The sequence below is a fragment of the Streptomyces meridianus genome (assembly GCF_023703325.1).
In the GTDB taxonomy this organism is placed as follows: domain Bacteria; phylum Actinomycetota; class Actinomycetes; order Streptomycetales; family Streptomycetaceae; genus Streptomyces; species Streptomyces meridianus.
The window spans coordinates 1-14787 of record NZ_JAMQGM010000067.1 but is presented as its reverse complement, the minus strand read 5'-3'; the positions used below and the strand labels follow the sequence as shown (position 1 = coordinate 14787).

Here is a 14787-nt window from a genome sequence, read left to right as displayed (position 1 = left end):
GCCGCCGCCGCGACGAGCGCGCCGCCGAGCGCGACCGCGAAGGTGACCAGCGGCGCACCGCCGAGGGCGGCCAGCGGTGTGAAGGGGGAGGAGGTGTTGGCGAACGCCAGGCGCCCCCAGGGGAAGCCGCCGAACGGCAGCCGGTCGCGCGCCCATTCCTCGGCCACCCACAGGCACGCCGCCCACAACGGCCACCCGGGAAGCCGCGAGGTGAGCGCGAGTCCGGAGCCGAGAGCCGCCAGGAACAGCGCCTCGATGGCGGAGAGCCCGAACACGGCGTCCCAGCCGACGACATGGAGCCAGCTGAGCAGCCCGCAGAAGAAGGGGAGCCCGAAGGCGAACCCCGTCCACGCGCCCTGGCGCACCGTGCGGGAACGTGTGAGCAGGCTCAGCGCCGCCACGGCGGCCACGGACAGCGGCCAGAGGCCGTAGGGCGGGAAGGAAGCTGCGAGAGCCAGGCCTGCGACGAGCGCCAGGAGGGTGCGGGGCAGCCCGCTGCGCACGGTGGCGAGGCGGCGCGCGAGGCGTCCCTGAGGTACGGCCGCCTCGCCCCGCGTCGGCGCGGCGTCCTCCGGCGCGCCGCTGCGGGCCAGGACGTCGCCGGTGACGGGGTCGGCCGCGCGTCCGGTACGGGAGTCGCCCCGGAGGGGTCCTCGGGAGGTGTCGGCGGCGGTGGCATCAGGGCCCGGTTGCACGGTCGAGGCCTTCCTTGCAGGTCGTGCGGTCGTGAGGTGACCGTACCTCGCCGACGCGAGCCGCCGTGGAGCGGTGCGCCGGACACCTGCGGGGAAGTGGATGCCTGCGCGGCTGGGAAGCCTGCTGCGGATCGGGGCCCGGCGCCCTTCGGGCCGACCTGGGGCCCGCTGGCTGCGGGTCGACCGAGAGCCGTTGTCTACTGGACGCCCGGGCCCCACCCGGGTCTCACCCGCCGACCGGCCGGAACTCCCCCTCGCCCCCGAGGCGCGGGCGCTGGACCTGGCTGCCTGCGGCGGTGCGTCCGTGCGGCGCACCACGCTGGCCCAGTGGCGTTCGACGAGCGCGGGGGATTTCCGCGGTCGGACGTCCTGTGGTGGACTCGGCCGAACCTACCGGCCGTCGCCGGTCCCCTGTCAACAGCCCGGTGACCTGCGGCGTTTCACCATGTCACCAGGTCAGTCCGCAGGATTCCCAAGTGATACGAGCTCCCTGGGGCGCCCCGGCGGGGCCATGACGCCCCCGAGACGTCACTCGTTCGGCCGCTCGAAGATCGTTTGCCCGGCGACAACGGTCCGCTCCGCCACCGGAAGATCGCTCCCCGGGGCGAGATCGGGCAGGCCCGGCGTACCGGAGCGGGGATCGGTCGACCAGCGGGCGACCCGCTCGTCCGGGGCCTGGACCACGAGGTCGCCGGTGCGCCAGACTGCGTAGTCGGCCGGAGCTCCGGGCACCAGGACGCCGGCGTCGTCGCGTCCGACCGCCCGCCAGCCGCCGCGGGTGTGGGCGGTGAACGCAGCGCGGACGGACACCCGGTGCTCGGGTGTGCGGTGGAACGCGGCGGCGCGGACCGTCCCCCAGGGATCGAGCGGCGTCACCGGGCTGTCGGATCCGAAGGCGAGCGGCACCCCGGCACGCAGCAGGGCCGCGAAGGGGTTGAGACCGCGGGCGCGCTCGGCACCCAGCCGCTGGGCGTACATGCCCTCCTCGCCGCCCCAGGCGGCATCGAAGGCGGGCTGCACGGATGCGGTCAGGCCGAGTTCGGCGAAGGCCGCGATCGTTTCGGGGCTGAGCATCTCGGCGTGCTCGACCCGGTGCCGGGCGGCCCGGATCCTTGCGAGCCCGACCCGCTCGGCTGCCGCGCGCACCCCTTCGACGACGGCCGACACCGCGGCGTCACCGATCGCGTGGAAGCCGGCCTGGATCCCGGCTCGGGTACAGGCGGCCACATGGACGGCGACGGCTTCGGCGTCCAGGTACCCGCGGCCGGCATGCGGGGCGTCGGCGTACGGCTCGTGGAGGCAGGCGGTGTGCGAGCCGAGCGAGCCGTCGGCGAACAGGTCACCCGCGGCTCCGAGGGCGCCCAACTGCCGGACGGCGGCGGCGTCCTCGGGACCGGTGACGGCCTCGGCCCAGTAGCCGAAGACCCTCGGCCCGGGGCGGGCGGCTGCGAGATCCAGCAGGGCGGTGAAATCCTCCCGCCCGGAGATGTCGGGACCACCGCACTCGTGAAGGGCGCCGATGCCCAGTGAGGCGGCGCGGGCGAGCGCCGCCCGGTGGGCGTCCTCGCGCTGGCCCGGGGTGACCGCCGCATGGGCGACGTGCCGTACGGCATGGTGGGCCTCGCCGATGAGCGGGGCGTCTTCCCGGACGCCGGGGAGCGCCGCGGCGTCGGCGACCAGATCCAGCAGGGCACTGGTGACCACGGCGGAGTGGACGTCCACGCGGCTGAGGTAGAGCGGCCGTCCGCCGGTGGCGGCGTCGAGTTCCGCCCGGGAGGGAGGCCGCTGCTCGGGCCAGCGCGCGGCGTCCCAGCCGGTGCCGAGCAGCACCCGGTCGCCGGGCCTGGCGCGAGCGTGGGCACGGATGCGTTCCAGCGCGTCCCCGAGGGTGGGCGCCGTCGAGAGGTCGAGCCCGGTGAGCGCGAGGCCGGTGGCGGCGGTGTGCACATGGGCGTCGGTGAACGTGGGTGTGACGAGGGCCCCTGCCAGGTTCACGACCTCGTCGACGCCGTCGGCGAATCCGTCGGCCGCTCCTTCGGACCCGACCCAGGCCACGCTCCCCCGCTCGACGACCATGGCCGTGGCGAAGGGGTCTGCGGGGGTGTGGACGGTGCCGCCGCGCAGCAGCACGGTGCGGCCGTCAGCCGCTCCCGCCGGACGGAGTGCGCTGGTTTCGCTCATGGCCCAAGTTTCGCGTCTCACCCGCCGGGGCCGGTGACCGGGGTCAGACCCGCGGCGGCCGCGCCTCGTAGGGGGTCGACAGTACGACCGTCGTCCGGGTGGAGACACCGGAGCGGGCGCGGATGCGGGTCAGCAGGTGCTCGAGTTCGAGCGGGGTGGCCACGCGCACCTTGAGGATGTAGTTCTCGTCGCCGGCAACGCTGTGGCAGGCCTCGATCTCGGGGACGTCGGCGAGCCGGTCGGCGATGTCGTCGGGAGCGCTCGGATCGAAGGGTTTGACGGAGATGAACGCGGTGAGCGGCAACCCGACGGCTTCCGGGTCGACGACGGCCGCGTAACCGCGGATGACCCCACGCTGCTCGAGGCGCCGGACGCGCTGATGCACCGCCGACGTGGACAGGCCGGTGGCCTTGCCCAGGTCGGTGTAGCTCATGCGCCCGTCCTTGACGAGCAATTCCACGATCTGCCGATCCAGTTCCTCCACGGGGCCCTAACCTACAGGGCGCTGCGGCGGTGCCACAGGGCAGTACGGCGGCTCGCACCGGGAAACCGGGGTCAGCGGGCGCACGGCCGGAGCGGTTGCTCGGTGCCGCCCGGCGGCTCGATCCGGTCCGCCAGCGAGCGGAAGGCCCGCGCCAGCAGCCGGCGCGAGCGGCCGGGGCGCGGTGGCGGCCGCTCGGCCACCGGAGCATGCGGCAGCGCGGAGTGCGCTTCACGGCGTGCGGCTTCGACGGCAATGCCTCCGGCCAGGGGGTTCATCGGTTCCTCCGCGAGTTGTCGGGGCGGGCCCGTTTTCCGGGTGGCCCGGATGTGCCGTGCCGGGGCCCAGCCGTGCCGGGGATGCCGGTCTCCGCCGCATGGAGGCGGAGCCGGCTCAGCGGGGTGCGGGCCCCGTGGTCGCCCGGACCACGAGTTCGGTGGGCAGGACCTGGTGCCGTGGTGCGCCCTCGTGCGCGGCCGCGGGTTCGAGCAGCAGGCGACCCACCCGGCGGCCGCGCTCCTCCATCGGCTGGTGGACCGTGGTGAGCCGGGCCCGGGCTGCCTCGGGAACATCGTCGAAACCGACGACGGAGATCTCCCGGCCCGCGGCCAGCCCGCGCTGTTCCATGGCGTCGAGCACGCCGAGGGCGAGAACGTCGCTCACCGCGAGCACTGCGGTGGGCCGGTCGGCGATGTCGAGGAGGTCCGCCGCGGCCTGCGCGGCTGCGCCGCGGTCGTTGCGTCCCGCGGCCACCACCGGCACCCGGGACCAGTCGAGGCCCACCTCCTCGATGACCTCGCGATAGCCGCCCAGGCGTTGGCGCAAGTCGGCGTACGCGTCGGTGAGCTGCTCCGCCGCGATGTCGATGATCACGCCGAACCGCCGGTGCCCCAGGCGGACGAGGTGGTCGGCCGCCAGACGTGCGGAGGCCCGCTCGTCGATCCCGACGTACGGGACCGCGGGGTCGCCCGGATCGTCGGTGGTCACGAAGGGCAGTCCGCGGGCTTCGATCACCCGGCGGGCACGGTGGCCGAAGGGCACGCAGTAGAGGCAGAAGCCGTCCACCACCGCGTCCCGGACGGTGGTCTCCGATTCCTCGTCACCGGGTCGCAGCGGGATCAGCAGCAGGCCCGATCCGTGGGACTCCGCGACCTCGGCGACACCACGCAGGAACCCCACGGAGTACGGGTCGGCGAAGGCGTAGGACAGCGTCTCCGTGAAGAGCAGGCCGATCGCTCCTGCCTTCCCGCGGCGCAGGGAGCGCGCCGTTGCGTCCGGGCCGGCGTAACCGAGCCGCCGGGCCGCCTCGAGGATGCGTTCCCGGAGGTCGCGGTTGAGCTGGTCAGGACGGCTGTAGGCGTTGGAGACCGTTGTCCGGGAGACGCCGACCTCGTCAGCGACGGTCTGCAGGGTCGCCCGCCTGGTCCGTGGCCCCTGCCCCATGTCGGAACTCCTTGTTCTGTATCGATACAGTTCTGAATCGATACAGTACGCCTGGAGGCCCGCCCCGTCCAGGGCTTGCGGGGTCGGGGCGGGAACCCGGAGCGGACGAAAGTCCTGCCCCGTCGAATGTGACGAACGACACATCAATGCACCGATGCGCGGCGAAGTCGCGTGATTACGTGCGCTCTGGTCAGGGAAATGCTTGCTGTGGTCGAGACCACAGAGCCCGGCCTGGTCCACCCGAGGGGGAGAACACCATGCGCCATCCCAAGCGTGCCGAACGCAGTGCCCGCACCCGGCCCGCAGCGGCCGACACGAACCTCGCGGCCGCCCACGCGGCCGAGTGGGACGACGAGGACCTCGGCCAGGAGACGTACGAGATGTTCCGGGTGGTCTGCCCGGACTGCTCCCGCCCCATCGCGCTGCTTGCCGACGAGGACGTCCTGCCGGAGCACGCGCTGTGCCCGACCCCGTGGAACCCGTTCGGGCTGACGGTCTGCCCGGGCAGCGGCCGCGGGGCCGACCAGGCCGAGCCCGCCGACGACTCGCTCACCGCCCGGGAACGGGACGCCGCACTGCTGCTGACGCTGCCCGAGGGGCTCGACTGGCGCACCCAGCCGTTCTCGCACGGCTGGGGCCCGGGACACGCGGCACCGCGCCCCGCCCGGTAGGCAGAGACCGGTCCTGCCTGCCAAGGCCGGCCACCAGCGCCCTTCCGCACGGCTCCGGCGTCGCGCACACCGCCCTCCACGGCTGCGAACGCCGTCCGCCCGGCACCGCAACGACGGCACCGGGCGGCACGGGTGAGGCCGTCCGGCCGTGCTCCGGCATCGAAGCGGACCGGCCTCCGGCACTGCGTCAGGACGACTCGGGACCCGCCAGGTGACGGGCCACCACCATGCGCTGGATCTGGTTCGTCCCCTCGACGATCTGCAGCACCTTCGCCTCGCGCATGAACCGCTCGGCCGGGAAGTCGGCGGTGTAGCCGTAGCCGCCGAGGAGCTGGACCGCATCCGTCGTCACGCGCATTGCGGCGTCCGTGCAGAACAGCTTGGCCATGGCGGCCTGCTTGGAGAACGGCAGGCCCGCGTCCCGCAGCCGCGCGGCCTCCAGGTACAGCGCCCGGCCGGCCTCGATCTGCGTGGCCATGTCGGCGAGCATGAAGCGCAGCCCCTGGAAGTCCGAGACCGGCCGCCCGAACTGCCGGCGCCCTGCGGTGAAGTCGAGGGCCAGGTCGAGCGCCGCCTGGGCAACGCCGACCGCACAGGCCGAGATCCCGAGCCGGCCCGAGTCCAGGGCCGCGAGCGCGATGGTGAAGCCCTGCCCCTCCTCACCGAGCCGGCGCGCGTCGGGAACCCGGACGCCGTCCAGGTGCAGCCCCGCCGTGGGCGACCCCTTCATGCCCATCTTGCGTTCGGGAGCGGCCGCGGACAGCCCCTCGGCGTCCCCAGGCACCAGGAAGGCGCTGATGCCCCGCGCCCCTTCACCACCGGTACGGGCGATGACGGTGTAGAAATCGGCGATACCGCCGTGGGTGATCCAGGCCTTCGTGCCGTTGATCGTCCACGTGCCGCCGTCGCGCACGGCGCGGGTCGTCAGCGAGGCGGCGTCGGAACCGGAGGACGGCTCGGACAGGCAGTACGCGCCGAGGAGCCCGCCGCCCAGCATGGCGGGCAGGAATTCGCTGCGCTGCTCCTTGGTGCCGAACGACGCCAGAGCGTGGCAGGCGAGCGTGTGAACGCTGGCCCCGAGGCCGACGGTGAGCCGGGCTGCCGCGAGTTCCTCCAGCACCTGCAGGTAGACCTCGTACGGCTGGCCGCCGCCGCCGTACTCCTCGTCGTACGGCAGGCCGAGCAGACCCGACTCGGACATCAGGGTGAACAGCTCGCGCGGGAAGCGCCCCGCATCCTCCTCCTCCGCTGCCCTGGGGGCGATATCCCGCTGGACCATTTCGCGTACCAGCGCGAGCAGATCCCTGGCCTCCTCAGTGGGCAGACGGCGTTCCACCGGCTGCGCTGCGCGGTCGGTCATGACGGCGCTCTCCTCCCTGTCGGGCGCTGCGGCGGACGCGCGCGCAGGGTGTGGCGGCGCCGCCGGAGTGATGCTGTGTCGGCCGAGGCCCTGCGTCCGGGTCACGGACGGACTGACCAGCGGCAGTGGCGGGTTGAGTATGCCTGATCAGGGCACCTCCGTCACGGCCGGACCGGTGGCCCCGACGCCTCGCCCGGGTTGCCCGGACCGTCCCCGGGGCACTCCCGTCCGATGAGGCAACACATGCTCAGTTCTCGGGGACGGTAGGAGACTGGTGTCAGGCCGGAACTCCGCCGGTCATCGGTCCCGAGACGAGGAGACAGCCCATGCCCGTGCCCGCGGAAGGCCCGCAGCCCGCCGTCCTCGACACCGCCTTCTTCCGCCGGTGGCTGGAGCGCGCCACCGAAGTGATCGAGCGGGAGGCCGACCGGCTCACCGAACTGGACTCCCCTATCGGGGACGCGGACCACGGGGCCAACATGCGGCGCGGATTCACCTCCGGCGCCGCCGTTGTCCGAACGGACCCGTACCCCGCTCCGGGAGCCCTGCTCAAGGCATTCGGCAATCATCTGACGAGTACGGTGGGCGGGGCCGCAGGGCCGCTGTACGGCACCGTCATGCGGCGGGCGGGCCGCACCATGGGGGACGCGGAAACCATCACGCCCGAACAGCTGGGGGATGCCCTCGCGGCGGCCGTGGCCGGCGTCCGGCGGCTGGGCGACTCGGCCCCCGGTGACAAGACCATGGTCGACGCGCTCACGCCGGCCTCCGAGGCGTACACCGCCGCCCTCGGCTCCGGGGCCGGGCTGACGGACGCGCTGGCAGCGGCTGCACGAGCGGCGGACGAGGGGGCGGTGGCGACGGTGCCGATGCTGGCCCGCCGTGGACGCGCCAGCTATCTGGGCGAGCGCAGCATCGGGCACCAGGACCCGGGAGCCACCTCCTCCGCCCTCCTCATCAACGCCTTGTACGCGACCGCTGCCGAGGCACCGGCACCGCGAGCCGGGCAGGCGACGGCCACCGGGAGGGAGGAGGCCCCGGCCGAGGCGCCGAGCGCCCCCGCGGCACAGGGGACCGACGGCCCGGGCGGCGCCGCAACGGGGCCGGAGTCCCGGCAGGACCGCGACGCGCCCCGCCGGGACGAACGCGTGGGCGTCGTCCTGGTCGCCCACAGCCGCGAGGTCGCCGCCGCGACCGCCGACCTGGCCCGCGCTCTGGTCGGCACCGGCGACCCGGCCCCGATCGGGACCGCAGGCGGACGGGAGGACGGCGGCGTCGGCACCAGTTCCGCTCTTGTCGAGGCCGCGGTGAAGCAGGTGGACAACGGCCGAGGCGTCGTCGTGCTCTGCGACATGGGCAGCGCCGTGCTCACGGTGAAGGCGTTGCTGGCCGAGAGCGGGGCGCATGCGCTGCCGTCCGAGGTGCGCATCGCCGACGCCCCGTTCGTCGAGGGTGCCGTGGCGGTGCTGGTGACGGCGTCGACCGGTGCGGACATCGACGTGGTGATGACGGCGGCGGACGACGCGCGGGCCTATCGCAAGATCTGAGTCCGGCCGGCGCCGACGGGTTCCCGGCGTGCGGGCGCGGCGGCCGCCGCAGGCTCCTCGCCGGCCGCGGCCGGCACCGGGTCGGTGAGCGGGGTGCGGGTGATGTCGCCGAGGAAGTCCCCGAGAGGCCGGTTCACCGAGCGGACCAGCCGGCCGAGCCGTCTGCGGAACGCCGCCCTGCGCCGCACCCGGGCGCGCAGCCGTCGCGTGACGTCCAGTTCGCAGAACAACTGCTCATACCGGCGCGCCAGAGCCCCGGGGTCGTACCGGCGGGAGTTCTCCAGGGCCGCCTTGCCCATGGCCCGGCGGCCCTCGTCGTCCTCGATGAGGTCGCAGAGCGCAGCGGCCAGCGCCGCGGCGTCCCCGGGCGGTACGAGCCGGCCGTCGACACCGTCGGTGATGATCTCCCCCGGACCGAGCGGGCAGTCGGTACTGACCACGGGGACGCCGACGCGCATCGCCTCGACGATCGTCATCCCGAAGGACTCGAGCTCGGAGGCGACCGCCAGGATCGAAGCACGGGCGAACTCCGGCTCGATCGGGGAGACCGGACCCGTCAGTTCGACCGCGCTGCCCAGGCCGAGACTGTCAGCGAGCCGGCGCAGCCGCTCCTCGCGGGCACCGCCGCCGTGGATCCGCAGCGTCCAGTCGGGGTGCTCGGCGGCGACGATCGCGAACGCCCTGATCAGCAGGTCGAAGCGCTTGCCCGGGGCGAGCCTCCCGGCCGCGGCGACGATCTTCGAGGTGCCGTCGGAGGGCGCGACCGCGGGCTCGGGAACGCTGTTGGGGATGCCGAGCACACGGACGCCCGGCAGCGGCATGCGCGACCGGTAGACCATCGCGTCCGCCCGAGTGGTGGTCACCACGGCGTCGAGCGTCCGGTAGTGCGGGGCCAGACAGGCGCGGAGGCGAGCTGTGTGGGTGTCGTGGGTGAGGTGCTCCTGGGCGATCCGCAGGGCGGTGCGGGGGGCGAACCGGGCGAGGTAGACGTTGACCCCGGGACGGGTGCCGATGACGACATCGGCGGTGCAGGAGGCCAGATAGGCCCGTACCCGTTCGTCGTTGAGGACGCTGTACTGGTGGTGCCGCTTCTCCGCCTCCGGGAACACCACTGCCGGACGGTGGCAGCGCTGGTCCCGGTCGTCGCGGCCGGTCCGGGTGTCCACCAGGGGAACGAGCCGCACCCGGGGATCGACCGCGAGCCGCGGCCGGTCACGGTGACGGAACATCGAGGCGATCTCCACCTCGTGCCGCTCTGCCAGCGCTGCGGCGAGGTTCATCGTGGTCCGCACCGTGCCACCGATTCCGTAGGCGTTGTGCAACAGCAGTGCGATCTTCATCCGTCTCATTCCGGCCGTGGGCGCTGCGGATACGAACGGACGTTTCCGGGGTGAGGTAAGCGGACGGCATGACATCGGTGAGAAGCGAGTAAGAAGCCTTATTTGACGACTGGACGGATTTCGACGATTTCCGCAGGCATTGGCAGACTTGCCGGAATGACGCACAGCTTGCTGCTGGCCGAGGACGACCGGGCCATCCGCCACTCGTTGGAACGCGCGCTGACGCTGGAGGGCTACCGGGTCCGCGCGGTCTCCGACGGGGAGTCGGCACTGGAATCGGCACGCAGGGAACGCCCCGGAGCCCTGGTCCTGGACGTGATGATGCCGGGGCTCGACGGCCTGCAGGTGTGCCGGGCCCTGCGTGCCGAACGGAATCCCACCCCCATCCTGATGCTGACTGCGCGGGTGGACACCGCCGACCGGATCGCGGGCCTCGACGCCGGCGCGGACGACTACGTCGCCAAACCCTTCGACATCGAGGAAGTGTTCGCCCGTCTCCGGGCGCTGCTGCGCCGCACCGCACCCGATGTGCCCTCTTCCGAGCGCACGATCGAGGTCGCCGGGCTGCGGCTCGTGCCGTCCGCCCGGCGGGCCTGGCGGGAGGGACGCGAACTGGAGCTGACCCGCACCGAGTTCGACCTGCTCGAACTCTTCGCGCGCAACGCGGGAATCGTCCTCGACCACGCCACGATCTACGACCGGATCTGGGGTTACGACTTCGGTCCGGGCTCGAAGAACCTGGCCGTCTACGTCGGTTACCTGCGCCGCAAGGTGGACGTGCCCGGCCTGCCGGCGCTGCTGCACACCGTCCGGGGCGTCGGCTACAGCCTGCGCGACGTCCGGGCCTGAGCCGTGTGCCTGCCCCGTACCGCCCCGGCGCGCCGCAGTCTGCGCACCACGCTCTCGCTGTCGTTCGCCGCCGTGGCCGCGAGCGTGACCGTGCTCGTCGGATTCCTCAGTTACGACGCCGCCGCGCACCTGGTCCGGGTGAACGAGGAGCGCATCTTCAGCCGGACCGTCGATGACCTGCGGTCCCGGGTGAGGCAGCAGCGCCTGGACCCGGTCGACTACACCCCGGGCGACACCGCGGCGTCGGGCCCGCGCGCCGACCTGAGCCGGGCGGCCCGGACCGGCGTACAGGTCCTGGACGGCCGGGGTGCGGTGGCCGACCGCGGCAGGCCCCGGCTGCCCGTCGGACGCCGTGACCGGTCGGTGGCGGCCTCGGCGGCGCCGGGCGAGTCCTTGGTGCGGGCGGTCGCCATCCGCGGCGAGCGCTACCGGATCGCGACCGTGGCGCTCGGCGGGAACCGGGGGGCGGTCCAGGTGGCGCAGCAGTTCAGCGACACGGAGGACCTGCTGGAGGAGTTGCAGAAGCGCACGGTCCTGTTCATCGTCACCGTGGTCATGGGCGCGGGCGTCACGGGCTGGTGGCTCGCCCGGCGCATCACCGGCCGTCTGGTGCGGCTGGCGCGAGTGGCCGAGAGCGTGGCGCTCACCGGCCGGCTGGAGACCGATGTGCCGGTGGCCGGACGGGACGAAGTGGCATGCCTGGGAAGGGCGTTCGACGACATGCTGGGCCGGCTGGCCCGTTCGGTCGACGATCAGCGCCGGCTCATGCAGGATGCCGGGCACGAGCTGCGGACCCCGCTGACGTCGCTGCGCACGAACGTGGCAATGCTGCACCGGCTGGACCGGTTGCCGGAGGCGGCGCGCGCCGAACTCCTCGACGATCTGGTGAGCGAGACCCGTGAACTGACGGATCTCGTCAACGAGCTGGTCGCGCTCGCCGCGGGCCATCGCATGGACGGCGAGCCGGGGCCGGTGGATCTGGCGGAGGTGGCCGGCACGGCGGCCGCTCTGGCCCGGCGCCGCACCGGCAGGACGGTTACGGTCCGGACGGCCGGTGCGGCGCCGGGCGGGTTCGCACCGGTGACCGGGCGCCGGGTGGCGCTGCTGCGGGCCGTTACCAACCTTCTGGAGAACGCCGCCAAGTTCGACGGCCGCGGCGGCCCGATCGAGGTACTGGTCTCCCCCTCGGGGCTGGAGGTGCGCGACCGCGGCCCCGGCATCGCCGAGCAGGACCTGGTCCGCGTCTTCGACCGGTTCTACCGCGCCGACGACGCACGCAGCCTGCCCGGATCCGGGCTGGGGCTGGCGATCGTCCGGGAGGTGGCTGCGGCACACGGTGGGACGGTGTTCGCCGCGAACCGGCCGGGCGGCGGGGCGCGGATCGGCTTCACCGTCGCCGAGCGAACCTTCGACGTGCCGGCGCCGCGCACCCGGAACGGATCCGGCTCGCAGGTGTGAACGGTGCGAGGACCGCGCCGGAGGCCGTCAGCCGGTGATCGGCCGACTGCAGCGGGGGCAGGTGGTGGGCGGATCCTCGTCGGCGACGGCATCGCAGTGCGGGCAGACCCGGTGGAGCCAGCAGGCGCTGTCGCCTCCCTCCGCAACGGCAGGGGTACGGGCGGCCGCTGCCTGCTGGTCTCCGCAGTCCCGCGGCGGTTCGTGGCTGGTCACGGCCCCATCGTCGCACCGCACGGGAGCCGGCGGAAGCGATCGGCATGCGTCAGGCGGGGGCGGCCAGCTTCCGGCGAAGCTCGGCACAGAGCCGGGTCAGGGTCCGGGAGACGTGCATCTGCGAGACGCCGAGGATCTCGCCTATCTGGCTCTGCGTGAGTTCCGCGAAGAACCGCAGGTAGAGGATCTGGCGTTCACGCTCGGGCAGTTCGGCGAGCAACGGGCGCAGGGACTCGCGGTTGATGACGAGCTCGATCGCCCGGTCGTCCGCCCCGAGGGTGTCGCTGAGCATCCGGTCCTCGGAGGTGTGCGAGGGCGCGTCGAGGGACAGCGGGTCGCAGGAAGCGCTGGCCTCGAGGCCGAGCCGCACGTCTTCCTCGGAGAGCCCGGTCCGCTCGCAGATGTCCTTCACGGTCGGGCTCCGGCCGATCAGTTCCTGCTCGAGGGCGTCGCGGGCGGCCCGGGTACGGGCGCGGACCTCCTGGACCCGGCGCGGGACGTGCAGCGTCCACAGATGGTCACGGAAGTGGCGCTTGAGCTCCCCCACGATGGTGGGAATGGCGAAGGACGCGAAGGCATGCCCCAGGCCGGGGTCGTAGCGGTCGACCGCCTTGACCAGGGCCAGTGCGGCGACCTGGGTGAGGTCGTCCGTGCTCTCGCCCTTGTTGCGGAAACGCAGGGCGAGCCTTTCGGCCACGGGCAGCCAGGCGAAGATCACCTGCTGCCGCAGCAGATCGCGTTCGGCACCGGGCGGAAGCCGCCGCATGCGGCGGAAGTCACCGTCGGTGTCTGGGGCGTCGCCGTGGCGACGGCGGGAAAGCGCAGTCGTCGTCATGTCTCGGTCGTCTCTGTGGTCGACGGCGGGCCTGTCATTTCCCGGCACGTGTCCGGGCGCTGGTCGAGGCTTGATCGAAGGAGATGACCCCGGGCTTCCGCTTTCCACATTCGCACGCGTGGCCGGGTCCCGCAGATCGCGTTGCGCCGATCGGGCGGTCGGCCCCCGGTCCACGGCGCGCCTTCGTGCGGGGACGGGCCTCCCCCTGGCGGAGCAACGGGCTGGCGTCCCGTGCTTCCGGGACGGATGGTGGTCGCAGGGGGTGTTCGCGCCACGGCCGGCTCGGAGCAGGAATTGGGTGATCAGGCTTGTCGACACTGCGGAACGTCCAGGGCGCACCGTGCTGGGTGAGCCTGATGGCACACGATCTCGAGGCCGCCCAGCAGTTCTACGCCGCGGTCCTGGGCTGGGAGTACAAGGCCGGGTTCCAGGAGCAGCGGAACTACTCCGTCGCCCTGTCCCGCGGTGTGGCGGTCGCCGGGATGACGTCCTGCGACGAGTCCGTGGGTTTCCCGGTGACCTGGACGGTCTACTTCGCCGCGGACAGCGCCGATGCGGTGGCCGGGCGGATCCGGGAGCGCAGCGCCACGGTCGCTGTCGGCCCCATCGAGTTCGGCAAGGGCCGGGTGGCGCTGGCCGCCGACCCCGACGACGCCGTGTTCGGGATCTGGGAGGGGGAGATCGACCAGGACTGGCGGGTGGCCCGCGACGCGGGCGCCCCGGCCCGGCTGGAGCTGCGCACGCGCGACCCCTTCGCCGCCGCCCTGTTCTACGGCGAGGTGTTCGCCTGGGACAGCGGCGAGACGGGCGACGGATACGACATCGGCTACGAGCACGACCGGGTCGTGGTCCGGCTGCGGGGGGAGACGGTGGTCAGCCTGTCCGGCGGGGCCGTGGAATCCGCGCCGGATCCGCACGTCCGGCCGCGCTGGCACGTGTACTTCTGCGTCGACGACGCCGATGCGGTCACGCGCCGCGCCGAGCTGGCCGGCGGGACCGTCATCAGGCCGCCGCACGACACCCCCTTCGGGCGGGTCGCGGCCCTGCGCGACCCGGAGGGCGGGCTGTTCAACGTCGCGTCCGGGCAGGCGCAACTGCGGTGACGGCGGCACGAGACCGCCGCGCCCGCGGCCGATCGCGAAGGAGCCCCGATGCCCGACGAGCCCGACCCCTCGCCCGGCCCGGGCGCCCCGGGGGCGCGCCACGGGAGGCACGAGACCGAGGAGGAGCGGGCGGACCGGCTGTGGGCCGAACTGCTGCAGGAGGTACGGGTCGCGCAGACCGGCGTGCAGATCCTGCTGGCGTTCCTGCTGACCATCCCCTTCACCCCGCGCTACGCGGAACTCGACCGGGCCGACCGTGGCATCTACATCGTCACTATCCTGCTGGGCGCGGCCGCCACCGGTGCACTGATCGCGCCGGTGTCCTTCCACCGCATCGTCACCGGGCACGGACTCAAGCGGCAGAGCGTTCGGTGGGCGTCCCGGTTCACCCTCGCCGGGCTGGTCCTGCTGCTCGCCATGGTGACGTCGGCGCTGCTGCTCATCCTGCGTTTCGTCACGGACAACACGCTGGCGGTCTGGCTCAGCTGCGGTGTGCTGGTGTGGTTCGCCGGCTGCTGGTTCCTGCCCGCGGCATGGACGCGGCACCGGTCGCGGCGGGAGCGGACGCCCTGACGGCGGCAGGCGACAGGGCTCCCGGCTCAGCCGGCCGG

Annotated in this window: 14 protein-coding genes and 2 pseudogenes; 7 read left to right on the top strand and 9 right to left on the bottom strand. The window is 73.4% G+C overall.

Annotation, left to right across the window (positions count from 1 at the left end; all coding sequences use genetic code 11):
* The 5 genes and pseudogenes from M1E25_RS24680 to M1E25_RS24660 form a co-directional block, all read right to left on the bottom strand.
* Window positions 1-695, bottom strand: a pseudogene (locus M1E25_RS24680) (apolipoprotein N-acyltransferase); the annotation flags it as partial.
* A 528-nt stretch (window positions 696-1223) separates the two neighbouring features.
* Entirely contained in the window at window positions 1224-2876 is a 1653-nt protein-coding gene (locus M1E25_RS24675) for an amidohydrolase (protein WP_251419381.1), read from the bottom strand.
* Window positions 2877-2919: 43 nt separating this feature from the next.
* Window positions 2920-3360, bottom strand: a complete 441-nt coding sequence (locus M1E25_RS24670) for an Lrp/AsnC family transcriptional regulator (RefSeq protein WP_251419379.1) — start codon at window positions 3358-3360, stop codon at window positions 2920-2922.
* A 71-nt stretch (window positions 3361-3431) separates the two neighbouring features.
* Entirely contained in the window at window positions 3432-3635 is a 204-nt protein-coding gene (locus M1E25_RS24665) for a hypothetical protein (protein WP_251419377.1), read from the bottom strand.
* A 115-nt stretch (window positions 3636-3750) separates the two neighbouring features.
* A complete protein-coding gene (locus M1E25_RS24660) occupies window positions 3751-4800 on the bottom strand; it encodes a LacI family DNA-binding transcriptional regulator (RefSeq protein WP_251419375.1) in 1050 nt (349 codons plus the stop codon).
* 257 nt (window positions 4801-5057) lie between these two features.
* On the opposite strand from M1E25_RS24660, the gene M1E25_RS24655 reads away from it, so the two are divergent.
* Window positions 5058-5471, top strand: coding sequence for a hypothetical protein (locus M1E25_RS24655; protein WP_251419374.1), 414 nt, complete (start codon window positions 5058-5060; stop codon window positions 5469-5471).
* A 187-nt stretch (window positions 5472-5658) separates the two neighbouring features.
* On the opposite strand, the gene M1E25_RS24650 is transcribed toward M1E25_RS24655, so the two are convergent.
* Window positions 5659-6831: an acyl-CoA dehydrogenase family protein gene (locus M1E25_RS24650; RefSeq protein WP_251419372.1), complete on the bottom strand. Its 1173-nt coding sequence runs from the start codon at window positions 6829-6831 to the stop codon at window positions 5659-5661.
* A gap of 326 nt (window positions 6832-7157) precedes the next feature.
* On the opposite strand from M1E25_RS24650, the pseudogene dhaL reads away from it, so the two are divergent.
* A pseudogene (gene dhaL, locus M1E25_RS24645) lies at window positions 7158-7817 on the top strand (dihydroxyacetone kinase subunit DhaL); the annotation flags it as partial.
* A 162-nt stretch (window positions 7818-7979) separates the two neighbouring features.
* A complete protein-coding gene (locus tag M1E25_RS24640) occupies window positions 7980-8378 on the top strand; it encodes a PTS-dependent dihydroxyacetone kinase phosphotransferase subunit DhaM (protein ID WP_251419383.1) in 399 nt (132 codons plus the stop codon).
* On the opposite strand, the gene M1E25_RS24635 is transcribed toward M1E25_RS24640, so the two are convergent.
* A complete protein-coding gene (locus M1E25_RS24635) occupies window positions 8363-9718 on the bottom strand; it encodes a glycosyltransferase family 4 protein (protein WP_251419371.1) in 1356 nt (451 codons plus the stop codon). The two genes, M1E25_RS24640 and M1E25_RS24635, sit on opposite strands and share 16 nt — an antisense overlap.
* Window positions 9719-9874: 156 nt before the next feature.
* Here M1E25_RS24635 and M1E25_RS24630 point away from each other — a divergent pair, with 156 nt between their 5' ends.
* On the top strand, window positions 9875-10567 hold the full coding sequence (locus tag M1E25_RS24630) for a response regulator transcription factor (protein WP_251419369.1): 693 nt from the start codon (window positions 9875-9877) through the stop codon (window positions 10565-10567).
* A 3-nt stretch (window positions 10568-10570) separates the two neighbouring features.
* On the top strand, window positions 10571-12025 hold the full coding sequence (locus tag M1E25_RS24625) for a sensor histidine kinase (protein WP_251419367.1): 1455 nt from the start codon (window positions 10571-10573) through the stop codon (window positions 12023-12025).
* A 27-nt stretch (window positions 12026-12052) separates the two neighbouring features.
* Here the strand turns inward: M1E25_RS24625 and M1E25_RS24620 are convergent, their stop codons facing one another.
* Together M1E25_RS24620 and M1E25_RS24615 are read right to left on the bottom strand one after the other, a co-directional pair.
* The gene (locus M1E25_RS24620) at window positions 12053-12238 is read right to left on the bottom strand and encodes a hypothetical protein (protein WP_251419365.1); all 186 of its coding nucleotides are present in this window, start codon (window positions 12236-12238) and stop codon (window positions 12053-12055) included.
* Window positions 12239-12287: 49 nt separating this feature from the next.
* On the bottom strand, window positions 12288-13073 hold the full coding sequence (locus M1E25_RS24615; RefSeq protein WP_251419363.1) for a SigB/SigF/SigG family RNA polymerase sigma factor: 786 nt from the start codon (window positions 13071-13073) through the stop codon (window positions 12288-12290).
* 356 nt (window positions 13074-13429) lie between these two features.
* Between M1E25_RS24615 and M1E25_RS24610 the strand changes: the two genes are divergently transcribed.
* Together M1E25_RS24610 and M1E25_RS24605 are read left to right on the top strand one after the other, a co-directional pair.
* Window positions 13430-14176 carry a VOC family protein gene (locus M1E25_RS24610; RefSeq protein ID WP_251419361.1) on the top strand — a complete coding sequence of 249 codons (747 nt, stop codon included), beginning with the start codon at window positions 13430-13432 and terminating at the stop codon, window positions 14174-14176.
* 48 nt (window positions 14177-14224) lie between these two features.
* Complete coding sequence (locus tag M1E25_RS24605; RefSeq protein ID WP_251419359.1) at window positions 14225-14749, top strand: DUF6328 family protein; 525 nt, start codon at window positions 14225-14227, stop codon at window positions 14747-14749.
* Window positions 14750-14787: the final 38 nt, after the last annotated feature.

Bases quoted from the DNA above. Each gene is read 5' to 3' on its own strand.
- M1E25_RS24665 (WP_251419377.1), bottom strand. From the start codon at position 3,635: ATGAACCCCCTGGCCGGAGGCATTGCCGTCGAAGCCGCACGCCGTGAA.
- M1E25_RS24660 (WP_251419375.1), bottom strand. From the start codon at position 4,800: ATGGGGCAGGGGCCACGGACCAGGCGGGCGACCCTGCAGACCGTCGCT.
- M1E25_RS24630 (WP_251419369.1), top strand. From the start codon at position 9,875: ATGACGCACAGCTTGCTGCTGGCCGAGGACGACCGGGCCATCCGCCAC.
- M1E25_RS24650 (WP_251419372.1), bottom strand. From the start codon at position 6,831: ATGACCGACCGCGCAGCGCAGCCGGTGGAACGCCGTCTGCCCACTGAG.
- M1E25_RS24675 (WP_251419381.1), bottom strand. From the start codon at position 2,876: ATGAGCGAAACCAGCGCACTCCGTCCGGCGGGAGCGGCTGACGGCCGC.
- M1E25_RS24655 (WP_251419374.1), top strand. From the start codon at position 5,058: ATGCGCCATCCCAAGCGTGCCGAACGCAGTGCCCGCACCCGGCCCGCA.
- M1E25_RS24635 (WP_251419371.1), bottom strand. From the start codon at position 9,718: ATGAAGATCGCACTGCTGTTGCACAACGCCTACGGAATCGGTGGCACG.
- M1E25_RS24605 (WP_251419359.1), top strand. From the start codon at position 14,225: ATGCCCGACGAGCCCGACCCCTCGCCCGGCCCGGGCGCCCCGGGGGCG.
- M1E25_RS24610 (WP_251419361.1), top strand. From the start codon at position 13,430: ATGGCACACGATCTCGAGGCCGCCCAGCAGTTCTACGCCGCGGTCCTG.
- M1E25_RS24615 (WP_251419363.1), bottom strand. From the start codon at position 13,073: ATGACGACGACTGCGCTTTCCCGCCGTCGCCACGGCGACGCCCCAGAC.